The organism is Niallia sp. WK069_GA_01 (assembly GCF_983173855.1).
Window position 1 is genome coordinate 4,268,309 of record NZ_OZ470138.1, and the last position, 11,171, is coordinate 4,279,479.

At 34.2% G+C, this 11,171-nt stretch carries 10 protein-coding genes and 2 pseudogenes; 2 read left to right on the plus strand and 10 right to left on the minus strand.

The window, feature by feature from the left end; genetic code table 11:
• Positions 1-208: 208 nt before the first annotated feature.
• The 3 genes and pseudogenes from AC5LWL_RS19850 to AC5LWL_RS19860 form a co-directional block, all read right to left on the minus strand.
• Positions 209-449, minus strand: a pseudogene (locus tag AC5LWL_RS19850) (hypothetical protein); the annotation flags it as partial.
• Positions 450-706: 257 nt separating this feature from the next.
• A complete protein-coding gene (locus AC5LWL_RS19855) occupies positions 707-1,606 on the minus strand; it encodes an SH3 domain-containing protein (protein WP_493435931.1) in 900 nt (299 codons plus the stop codon).
• Positions 1,607-1,761: 155 nt separating this feature from the next.
• Positions 1,762-2,670, minus strand: coding sequence for a DMT family transporter (locus tag AC5LWL_RS19860; RefSeq protein WP_493435932.1), 909 nt, complete (start codon positions 2,668-2,670; stop codon positions 1,762-1,764).
• A gap of 127 nt (positions 2,671-2,797) precedes the next feature.
• On the opposite strand from AC5LWL_RS19860, the gene AC5LWL_RS19865 reads away from it, so the two are divergent.
• Entirely contained in the window at positions 2,798-3,661 is an 864-nt protein-coding gene (locus AC5LWL_RS19865; protein ID WP_493435933.1) for a LysR family transcriptional regulator, read from the plus strand.
• A 218-nt stretch (positions 3,662-3,879) separates the two neighbouring features.
• Here the strand turns inward: AC5LWL_RS19865 and AC5LWL_RS19870 are convergent, their stop codons facing one another.
• Complete coding sequence (locus AC5LWL_RS19870) at positions 3,880-4,038, minus strand: hypothetical protein (protein ID WP_493435934.1); 159 nt, start codon at positions 4,036-4,038, stop codon at positions 3,880-3,882.
• Positions 4,039-4,096: 58 nt separating this feature from the next.
• Positions 4,097-4,500: pseudogene (locus tag AC5LWL_RS19875) on the minus strand (SMI1/KNR4 family protein).
• Between the two features lie 293 nt (positions 4,501-4,793).
• On the opposite strand from AC5LWL_RS19875, the gene AC5LWL_RS19880 reads away from it, so the two are divergent.
• On the plus strand, positions 4,794-5,429 hold the full coding sequence (locus tag AC5LWL_RS19880) for a VOC family protein (protein ID WP_493436670.1): 636 nt from the start codon (positions 4,794-4,796) through the stop codon (positions 5,427-5,429).
• A gap of 244 nt (positions 5,430-5,673) precedes the next feature.
• Here the strand turns inward: AC5LWL_RS19880 and AC5LWL_RS19885 are convergent, their stop codons facing one another.
• From AC5LWL_RS19885 to AC5LWL_RS19905, 5 genes are all read right to left on the minus strand, one after another.
• Positions 5,674-5,796: a hypothetical protein gene (locus AC5LWL_RS19885; RefSeq protein ID WP_493435935.1), complete on the minus strand. Its 123-nt coding sequence runs from the start codon at positions 5,794-5,796 to the stop codon at positions 5,674-5,676.
• Positions 5,797-6,237, minus strand: coding sequence for a hypothetical protein (locus tag AC5LWL_RS19890; RefSeq protein WP_493435936.1), 441 nt, complete (start codon positions 6,235-6,237; stop codon positions 5,797-5,799).
• Positions 6,238-7,615: 1,378 nt separating this feature from the next.
• On the minus strand, positions 7,616-7,867 hold the full coding sequence (locus tag AC5LWL_RS19895) for a hypothetical protein (protein WP_493435937.1): 252 nt from the start codon (positions 7,865-7,867) through the stop codon (positions 7,616-7,618).
• Positions 7,868-8,048: 181 nt separating this feature from the next.
• Positions 8,049-9,248 (minus strand): GIY-YIG nuclease family protein, encoded by a 1,200-nt coding sequence (locus AC5LWL_RS19900; protein ID WP_493435938.1) that lies wholly within the window; start codon positions 9,246-9,248, stop codon positions 8,049-8,051.
• The gene (locus AC5LWL_RS19905) at positions 9,245-11,170 is read right to left on the minus strand and encodes a DEAD/DEAH box helicase (protein WP_493435939.1); all 1,926 of its coding nucleotides are present in this window, start codon (positions 11,168-11,170) and stop codon (positions 9,245-9,247) included. The genes AC5LWL_RS19900 and AC5LWL_RS19905 overlap by 4 nt, the downstream gene beginning before the upstream one ends.
• Between the last annotated feature and the right edge of the window lies 1 nt (position 11,171).

Genomic DNA, 11,171 nt, shown 5'->3' on the forward strand with positions numbered 1-11,171 from the left:
AGAAAAAGAGCAGGGCGCCTTGTTTTACCCCGAAGAAAAATGTTCTCTTGAATCAAAAAGTGTTTTTTACTTTTAGAGGCATGAGGTAATACTCACAGGGGCTAGGCCGCCGGAGCTAGACACTAATCTAAGTTGAAAAATTTTATACTTTCTTACCTTTTAAAAAAACGGAAGAAAATATCATTACATATTTTCTTCCGCTTTTTCTTTATCCCAATAATTTCTCTCTGAAGTATTCTCCTGGGACTAATCCTCCTTGGCAGGCAAATAAGGCACTTCCAATCGGAATGGTGTATTCATTTAATTTATCCATTTTTCCCTTTTCTTCCATAAGGAGCTCCTGTTTGTTTTGTTCGGCCAAATGTATCCTCTTGATCCATTAAAGAAGAACGATTCCAACTCTCAATCAACATTTGAATTTTCCTGTAGCCTAAATAAGAACCATTTTTCTACTAAATTGTCATGTGCCTTATGTGGATTTTTTTCTAAATATTTAGGGCGCTTTTCTTTAATTAAAAATGTTTTAAGAATTAAGACCTCCACCTCAAAGCAAAGGTGGGATATTTCACCAGGTAGAACAGAGTCTCCCGAATTTTCAGCTTGATGAAACTAGTTCACTGGTTGAGGGGTTGATAGATATTCCAATATAACTAAAGGCGGAAAAATCCTCTTTGCCAATAAGAGGATTTTCCGCCTTCTAATTTATTTAGTATTTATGCAAATCCTTTTCCACTGCTTGAATGATTACTGGCTTCTTATTAGGATCAAGCCATTTTAGAATCGATACAATCTTGTCTTTGGAAACTGCTGTACATCCTAATGTGTAATTTCCTTTGGCTATATGAAAGAAGATAGCACTTCCCTTTCCTTTTACTTTCTTTGTATTATAGTCTATTACAAATCCATAATCATACTGGGGAATATTCATGCTTTCACTTTTTTCACCTGTTTTTTTCTTCGATTGCAATGTATTGTAGTACTTGGATTTCACATTATCCACCCATACATCATCACTCGTAATTCGGCGATAAGGAAGTTTTGTCCCTGGATTCTTTTGTCTGCCAAACGCTTGCGTAATCGTATATTTCCCAGCGGGCGTACTCTGTGATCCTTCCGAAATCTGCGGTTGTATTCCTTTTTTTCCCACAATGCCATTTACAGATAAAACACGGTTCCATTTCCCATTTTTCTCTTTAGAAAATGTTTGAATCAATGCATTCGTTTCATTATTTCCTATCGCAGTGACCAATATCAGCTGCTGATTTTCACCTATCTTCTTCAACTTATTTACAGCTTTTTCACTTTCAGTTTTTGAAGTTAGTCTACTGATTTTTTTTATGTATTTGGCAGAAACATATCCATAACCCTTTTTATAGATTATTTTAAACCAGCTTCCTTCTTTTACTATCTCCACCTTAGAACCTTTTATTAAAGTTCCGATTACTTTATATTGCGTTCCAGGCGATTTTCTAACATTTAAATTGCTTGCCGTTGTTTCCCCTTTATATAACACATTTTCCTGTGCCATTACGACTGACTTATCAGAACATAGTGTGAAAAACGAAATGATAACCATAAAGAGTATCCACATTGATTTTTTATTCATAATGCCTCCATATGCATTCGGGTCTATTTTTATGCTTTTTTCCAAACAGTAGCATATTTCTTTTTATACTTTGCATCTTCTTCTTTTTCTATTAAATCCTCCGCAAGCTTCTTAATTTTTTCATCCTTTATTGCATCAGATTCTTCAGCACAAAATCATTGTCCCTTCAATACCTTAACTTGCGTTTTTTCATTAGCAATCGAAACTTCCATATGCTTTTTAGTCGTCTTGTTCGCTATTAATACGCCCGCTAAAATGATTAAAGCACCACCATATCCTTTTAACCCCATATTCTCATGTAGAAAAATATAGGCAAAGATAGATGAAAAAATCGGCTCTAGTGAAAAAAGGAAACCCGTAGTCTCAGGTGATGTATACTTTTGAGCAATTGACTGCATAACAAAGCCATAAGCTGAGCAGATGAGTGCCAGACCAAGTATCGCAAACCAATGAATTGTTCGTTTAGGTAATTCGAAATTTTCAAAAAATAAAATTCCGATAAATGCGTATAAACTGACAAATCCTAATTGATAGATGCCCAACTGCAATGCATCCACCTCTCGAGCAAAATGATTAGTCACTATAATGTGTATAGCATTAAGTAAGGCAGCAGCCAAGCAATATAAAGACCCTAGCTCCAACGAAAATTTATCACCAAACGTAAGCAGTGCTAAACCGATAGTCACGATTATGATTCCAATAATTATTCTTTTACTAGGTAATTTCCTTGTGATAAATGTCTGCAAAATTGGCACTAAAATAACTGTAGTGCTAGTGAGAAAACCTGCTGTAGAAGCTGTCGTATTTTTTATCCCATAAGAAATAGCCATAAAAATACCAAATAGCAGCGCACCAACTATTGCACTGTATTTTAATGTCTGAGTATCAACACGAATTATTTTCCTGTAAAATATTACTAGCATCACAATAAATGAAATGCCAAATCGTAATGCTACCATGGTTAATGGAGACATCACATCTACACAAACTTTCATAAAAATATAAGAGGTTCCCCAGCCCATAGAAACAGTGGCTAAAATCAAGTTTGCCTGTTTTGGTGTCATAATCGCAAGACCTAACCTTTCCTTTATTTACTTAATATTGGCTTTATACTATCACCAGCATTTACATTAGTAAAACGAATATTTATAATGTAATTATTAGAAAATCTAATGAAAGAGAGCCAATTAAATGAACGCTTATTATGCTTTTATCAAAGTTATTGAAACAGGAAGTTTTACAAAAGCTGCAGAAGAACTTGGCTATACACAATCTGCTATTAGTCAGATGGTACATTCACTGGAGTCTGACCTTTCTACTACTCTTATTTTACGCTCTCGAATGGGTATTACACTAACACCAGATGGTGAGGAATTTTTGCCATTTATAAAAAAAATTTGCAACTCACATAGAGAATTAATTGAAAAACGCAAAGAAATGGAAGGTCTACATAGTGGGCTAATTCGAATTGGTACATTTTCTAGTGTTTCCTGTCACCGGCTACCAGAATTAATGAAAGGTTTTAAGGAACAATTTTCAGCCGTTCACTTCGAATTACATCAAGGGGATTATACAGATATTTCTAACTGGATTAAAGAAGGAAGCGTAGATTTTGGTTTTGTGAATCCTAATGCTGTCGCAAATCTAACGACAATTCCATTACAAACAGATGAAATGCTTGCAGCACTACCAGCAAATCACCCTTTAACTGCTCACACCAAAATCCCATTAAAAAAATTAACGGATGGACCTTTTATACTGTTAGATGAAGGAGAAATCAGTGAAACCTTAACTATTTTTAAACAAAATGAATATGAACCTAATATTCATTTTCGAGTATATGATGACTATTCCATCATGTCCATGATTGAACAAGGGCTTGGTTTTTCTATTTTACCAAAACTTGTCCTAAATAGATGTCCGTATAATATTGTTACGAGAGCAATCTCCCCATCTGTGGTTCGTACAATCAGCATTTGCTACAAGGACAAAAGAGTACTGCCAATAGCAAGCAGGTATTTTATCGATTTCATCATTGAAAGGTATAACAAATGATGATATGCAACCCTTTCATTCTTATTACACATATTACTCATCATCTCACACTTAATTACTCTATTACAATACTCTCAGCCAGCAGATATAAATAAGAGAAAGGAAGTAATAGGATTATTTCCTTTCTCTTATTTACTCTTCATATAATAATTATCTATTAATAAGTTTATTTAGCGCACAATTCATACGTCATTAATTTCCTTTCCCAGTGCCTGCAATTAATCCCTCCTGCTTATTCCCGTAACAATAACAGCAATATAAATCAGCAGCCCAAAAATCCCGCCAACAAGGCAGACAAGAGCAAACTGAATGGTCATTATAGCGACAAGTCCAATTGCCACCAGTACTCCAATGATGATAAATAAAAAAATATTCATTCTCGCTGTTCCTCCAACACCGTTGTTATTATAAGTCTATTTTACTCTTTTCTTGCTCTCAAGCATCTATAAGAATAAACTCCTTTAAAGAAGAAGCATACTTATCTACTTCTGCAGTTTCATGATTCCATTTATAGATTATATCTTCCATCACTCCATTACATTTCTTAAAACATAATAAATCGCCAGAACCATCTTCTCCTATAACAATATATGTTTCAGGAATCCGTTCGTCTCTTACTGGACCATTTTGCCGGACAATATCATCCCACGTCTTTTTTAGATTTCCCTTCGTTTTAATAGGAAAAAAGTCCATTCTCCAATCTCAGGATTATTAACTACTAGCATAAGCTCTTTATATTGTTTAGGGAACGCAAATCCAAAGTTTTCTTCAGCCTGCCTAATATCCGTTTCTGTACATCCAGGTTTTTTCGTTGCGATTAAATGCCTGATATTTTTCATACCCTACTCCTTTCATTTCTCTTTCCTATTATATTAGACGTTTCCTTTGCTAGTTGAAAACAAAAATATGGTGTAAAACACAGATTTTAATATAATTTTAAGAGGAGGATTTTTTATGTAAATAAATAAAGTAGAAATATATATAGCAAACTTAAGAAAAGCGCAAGCGCCTTGTTTAGCCCCGAAGAAAAATGTTCTCCTAACTCAAAAAGTGTTTTTTTACTTTTAGAGGCAGGAGGTTATCTTTCACAGGGGCTAGGCGCTGGAGCTAGACAGAATTCATATTTCAAAAAATTTATACTTTCTTACCTTATAAAAAAACGGTTGAATTTTATGAACAAACACTTCAATTTAAGCTAATTTCATCTACAAATAATAGTGCATCCTTTCAAATCGGAGAAAGTGTCCTAGAATTGCATCAAAATGAAGAGAATAAGCACTATTATCACTTTGCATTTAATATACACAGCAACTTATTTAAGCAGGCAAAAGAATGGCTGTTAGAACGTCTAGAACTGCTAGAGGAAGACGGAGAGGATGAAGTATACTTTGCTGGTTTAACAAATGCTGACGCTTGTTATTTTGAAGATCCAGCTGGAAATATCGTCGAGTATATTTCCAGAAGAAAAACTTCCCCTCCATCACCTAATAAAACATTCTCTGCCAATAATGTACTATCCATAAGCGAAATTGGCTTCTCTACCAATGAATTAAAAAAATACGCCCAACAAATGCAAGCACTCGGAATACCAGTCCGCCATAACAAACAGTTGTATCAGGACACCTATTTAAATTTTATGGGTGAATACGAAGATGGAGCCTTTATTATATTGGGGCCAATCGGAAGAAGATGGATATTTTCTGATAAAGCTTCTATAGCAGCTCCTGTTGTTGTGCATACGGATAGAGGAATTGTTGGTAATTTATAAAGTTGTTGTGCTAACATTTCATTCACATGCTTATACACAAACAACCCATTTTAATAGGGAATGGGTTGTTTTATAGTGAGTGGGGACGACTAAACGATATTCCCACATCCTACAACGAAAGATTCGTACAAATCATAAGTTCCATTCTAATTTACTTTTAGAGTGTTCCCCGACAATAAAAGAAACGGAAATTCGTGCGAAAATGCATAATTCCCCCTACACAATGTTATCTATTCTTTTCCTACTAATTTACGAAAAAAGAATGAACTTCTGCAAGTTCAGTTTTTAATCGTTCACTCAATTGTTTCGCTTCTCCTTCATTGGCAGCATTATGAACAATGCTCGCTATGGCTTGAAGTTCTTTCAATCAAATCTCTTTTTCGCCAGTGACACTTCCATTATTAACAAAATGATTAACATAAACAATGATTGAATCTGAATAATACTTTTCTTTTTCGAATTTTGAATCCCAACGAACTCTATCTGCAGTGTTTTCGTTCAATAAGTTGTCCAAGTCAGCAACAAATGCTTTGGCACTGGTATATTCAGACTTATCAACTACAACCGAATTAATTCCGTTTCCTTCATAATGAGTAACAGTTTCATGTCCATATTCCCCTTTTAGAGTCTCCTTTAGGTTAACGGTTACTTCTTCTTCGGTTGGCAATTGATTATCTGAAGTAAATTCTTCTTGTTCCTTCGCTTTCGCAATTTGTGGTTGTGGGCCGGCAACCATAATAAAAGCAACAACAAAAGCCGCAATTCCTATCATAAAAATCGAAGTTATCCCAACAAAAGACCAAGCCATAATTCTCTTCTAAGCCTATCAAATACCGGTAAACCTTACTGTATAATTCCAATCGCTCGAAGAACTTTAATAATCCATTTTTGTAATATCGAAAAGTATCTTCGGAAATATTTCGTATCCTACAAAGATTATAGAGATATTCGAAAGAATCAACGTCGCTTTTGGACGCTTTAAGAATATTCGAGAATAGTTTGTTATTACGTCGACTCATTATCGAAAACTCCTTTCGGTTGATTTTCGAACCGAACAATGGACGCTTTTACTTCGTTTTTGTAGTTCGCACGATTAAAAAAGCCGTAAAAAAACGAAAAGCGACCTTCCCATTTGGAAAAGTCGCTTTGAATCAAAGTTCTTTGATACCGGTGGCCGGGGTCGAACCGGCACTCCAGAAGGAACACGATTTTGAGTCGTGCGCGTCTGCCAATTCCGTGGAATAGGCACGGGCATAAGTTTTTAAGCCTTTATTTCAATGCTTTAGTTGTAATTGTCCATACGATTATTAAATACCTGCTTTTTAATGATAATTTGGTTTGAAGCATACGTCAATTCCTTTTCATTTCCATTTAATGACATAACTCCCCAATAGAACCTTCCATTTCAAACTTGATTAATTTTGAATAAAATGGCATGAAATGAAATATGAAAAAGTCGGTTAAACCATTGACCTAAGGCCATTTCTTCAAATAGATTAAAATGCAAAATAAATTCGATTCGGCACGATTTCGGCACAAAATCTGCATACATTTGTCAAAATGACTATAGATAATTTCTCACGTATTTTTTCAATACCAAAAGAAAAATTTAGAATCTAATAAAAATTATATCAAATTTTGTTATATAATGATTTGTATGCGGTGGGTGGGGAGAGTATTTTGCTTGTCCAGCGTCTCTCGTTCTGGGACTTGGAGGTCATTGTGCCAGAATTTATTCAAAAACTTATAAGTTTCATTAAAGGTGCCGACGCGATTAAAAAATGTCGTACATTGATAAGAAAGGCAAGAATTGCATTAAGAAGGTTTTTTCGCCGTCCTTTAATCAAATGGCTTTCACGTTTGCTAGTTGTGAGAATTATCAAGGAAGTCGTACGTGAGCTTGTTAGGCTACTATTTTAGAAACACCTTATTAAGAAACATGTCCCTGAAAAGGGACCTCTGTTTCTTTTTTTCGTTCAAATAAAGGGAAACGCTGCAAGACAAATATCGCCGAAAATTTATATTTCATAATTACAAATTTCTAAGCACTTTTTTCCTCTGGGGATTATTAATGTATAACCTAACATTCATGATAAAATCATCCTTACATAAGGAACATTCCTTGATAATAAAGGAGGCAATTCTAATTATTTCTCTTTTCACATTTAAGTGATTATTTAGCTAGTTTACCCATTGTGTTCCTCTATAAACTCTTTATACAACTTAATCGCGCGTTTTATTTGTGGTTTAACATATTCATTAAAATTACTAAACTCATCATTGTTATACAAAGTTTCAATAATTTTCTCAAAAGGAATATCAACATTTACATCAAGCTTCTCCACTCGCCTTATCCTAGATAAAACGTCACTTACTGACTCTCTTTTTAAACCTTTACTATTTTCTAGCCATCCCTTGAATAATTCTCCTTCTTGCATATTCCTGTATTTTCTCCTTTCTACTATGTAAATTATAAAATTATTTATTTAAATTTTTGTAATCACTATCGAGTTTAACACTTTTATTAATATTTGTGAAAAAAAAGCCATTGATACATCATTTTGCATCAATAGCTTTAAATAAAATAATGAAATTAATTAAGATTTTCCCATAGCATATTCAACTTTCTCGCAGGATAATCTTTCCAAATAATTGGTTATATTTATAACTTTGTATTTTTTCTTCAACAACCAATTGAATTGCCTCTTCTATTATTTCAAGGGGAGCAACGAACCATTCTCTTGGCTTATGAATTTTCCCTTGTCTATCTGTTACTTCAAAAGTAACATTTACCTCATTGAAAAATTCATGAAGACTTGTTTCTAGATATTTAACATCCAAGTTAAAGCATCTGACTGTTAATAGTAATTCAACAGCACTCATTAAGTAAGTCGGCTCATTTGGTGCATTTTTTATCCTGTTCGTAACATCTCCTGAGGAATATCCAACCTTGTACAAATTTGGGTAACTTGCAATTTCAGGTTTATTGCTTAAACTTCTTAATACATAAATGTAGCCATTTTGAACATCATTTTCATCTATGGTTACTTCACGTATTACAGAATCTAATCTTTCACTAATTCCGAATCCATCTATGTTTAACGCCTTGTTCAATGATCTTAAGAGCAGGGTTGACTCAGTACCGTTATCGAAAATACAACGAGTTCTTCCATCTAGTCTTATTCTGTTCCCAGTACTAAACTGTTTCTCTTGATATTCTGAATCAATCTTTTCTAAATATAGTACAACCCCTCGTAAGACGTAAAAATTACCTGGAGTAACATTTTTTTCATTAAATTCAACTAGTTTTCTCTTTCCATCTTTAAGTTCTTGGTGAATTAATGAAAACATAGGTTCATACTTATCGAAATCTTTACATTTAGTTCGCCGTGAAATATTTTCTGGTCTTATCCTCTCTGTTTTTTTAACATGTTTTAATTTAAAAATACTCTCATCGTCTTCACCCATACTTAATAGGTTTAGTGGATCATCCATTAGGATTTCTTCTACCGAAACTGACATTGTTTCTTGTGACTGTAGCAGGTTATAAAAATCATAAGGCAATAAAGCCTTTACCTTTTTAGGATTGCTTCTTATCCCAACTAACCTAGACTTTAATATATGTTCACCTAAGCCATTTTCAGAACTAGGTTCCCTGCTGTGTTCCTCGAAAAATTCTGATATCTCAGCGAAACTCTCAATAAGCCGTTGCTCTTCCGTTTTACTTTTTCCATATGACTTGTTTTCAACATTTAACAAACCAAGGGGGTCATCGTTAATAAGTTCTTTTAGTTTATCGCTTCTAACTTTTTTATTCATCTTACTTCTTCTCTTTTTACTTGTTTTAGATAAACTAATGCTTCAGCAAGTCTTCGCTCCATAGGATCAAGTGCATCTAGAGAAGGAATTCTGCGCGTTGCTTTAACAAAATCATTTATTTTTGGCCATAAGTATGCCGCTTCGTCATCAGTCATATTAACTTTAAATGCTGCTATACAATTCTGAATAGCTTTTAATACCTTTGGGGTTATCGATTTTGATAAAACTTCAAACGCTTGTTGAAATGGATTTATTTGATCGATTAAATCAACGCTTATTTCCTCAATATTGATGAAATTATTACCCATTTCAATAAACCGTTTATTTCCTTTCGTTTCAGTTTTTGCGTGTTTTAATACCATATCAGCAACTAAATGCTCCCTAACTTCTTCAACTTCCTCAGAATTTAGATGTGGATATTTTGTCATAATAATCTTCGGAATCATAACTTTGTTAATTACTTCTGGGTCAACTACTCCAGAAATGGATTTGATTATATCAGGGTCTTGTAATACTGACGCCTTTAGTTCTGTCAAATCATTATCTATTACATTTTTAACAGTAGTTGAACTAGGTTCCTTAAATCCCTTTATAGAAATCCTATTGCTTGAATCAGAACCATCATCGTTAGGTCTCTTTGCTTTAAAAGTAAAATTAGGAGCTAATACTTGTTCCATTAATAAAGAAGCTGTTATTGCTTTTAGCATATTATTTACAGATTCAATAACTGCTTCATCTTCAGCATCTGGTTCAGCGATAAGATTAGTAAATTGAGCATGACTCTTATTAAAGCTATCCCTCGTACATCTACCTATTATTTGAATTATTTCTGTAAGAGACCCACGATATCCCACAGTTAGTGCGTGTTCACAAAATGGCCAGTCGAAACCCTCTTTAGCCATCCCGAGTGCAATAATCAAATCAACATCATCTACATCTTTAACGTTGCGTAAATATTCTATTGTTTTCTCTCTTTCAGAAGGGATATCATTTACTAGGTCAGCAATTTTAATAATTTTACCATCAGGTCTTTTTACATGGATGATATTTGTTTCCCTATCAACTTTAATTACTTCACCAATACTATCTATTATTAAATCTACCTCTGCATATTTACCCTCTTTAGTCGAATCCCCAGAATTTACATTAGGAATATGAAGTATTGTTTTCTTATCAGTATCAAGGACCTCTCCTATAGCAGATGTGTATTTACCGTTGTAAAAATGGAATCCTATCCCCAACGATTTGAGGAATTTGTACCCGTTTAACTGTTCGTAATAATTATAGGTGACCTTATGAAACTTTGCCTCATCCTCTTGCAAAAGGACTGGGATGCCGTCACCTCGAAAATACGATCCAGTCATTGCTAAGATATTTGCATTTGTTTCTGCCATTAATGATCTAACAAGTTCCCCTAATTTACTTTCATAATCTGCTGAAACGTGGTGAAACTCATCAATTGCAACAAGGCAATTATTGAATCTACTTGGCTCTACTTTATTAAAAGCAAATCGAAGGGTAGAATGAGTGCAAAGAAGAATTCGCTCTTCAGAACTTAAAAATTCCTCAAGTGTAGAGACCTTACTTTTTTCCCCACCAGGAACACAAAGGTTATATTTTTCAGGTAAAATCCAATCACTATGGAAGCCAGATGACTTGAGTTCTGTTGAGAAAAAGGATTTTCCAATTGAACGTTCAGGAACAGCCACTATAACCTTGGTTACTTTATGATTTAATAATTTATCTAAGGCGATAAACATCAGGGCCCGAGACTTGCCCGAAGCTGGTGGGGCTTTTATTAGAAGATACTGGGCGTTACGTCCATTATATGCCCTCTCTTGCATTTCACGCATTCCTAGGTTATTGGTATTTGTGCTCTTCCCAGTTGCCTGATACTGAACATTAACGATATTATTATTCACG

Bases quoted from the DNA above. Each gene is read 5' to 3' on its own strand.
- AC5LWL_RS19855 (WP_493435931.1), bottom strand. From the start codon at position 1,606: ATGAATAAAAAATCAATGTGGATACTCTTTATGGTTATCATTTCGTTT.
- AC5LWL_RS19890 (WP_493435936.1), bottom strand. From the start codon at position 6,237: ATGGCTTGGTCTTTTGTTGGGATAACTTCGATTTTTATGATAGGAATT.
- AC5LWL_RS19860 (WP_493435932.1), bottom strand. From the start codon at position 2,670: ATGACACCAAAACAGGCAAACTTGATTTTAGCCACTGTTTCTATGGGC.
- AC5LWL_RS19870 (WP_493435934.1), bottom strand. From the start codon at position 4,038: ATGAATATTTTTTTATTTATCATCATTGGAGTACTGGTGGCAATTGGA.
- AC5LWL_RS19900 (WP_493435938.1), bottom strand. From the start codon at position 9,248: ATGAATAAAAAAGTTAGAAGCGATAAACTAAAAGAACTTATTAACGAT.
- AC5LWL_RS19865 (WP_493435933.1), top strand. From the start codon at position 2,798: ATGAACGCTTATTATGCTTTTATCAAAGTTATTGAAACAGGAAGTTTT.
- AC5LWL_RS19895 (WP_493435937.1), bottom strand. From the start codon at position 7,867: ATGCAAGAAGGAGAATTATTCAAGGGATGGCTAGAAAATAGTAAAGGT.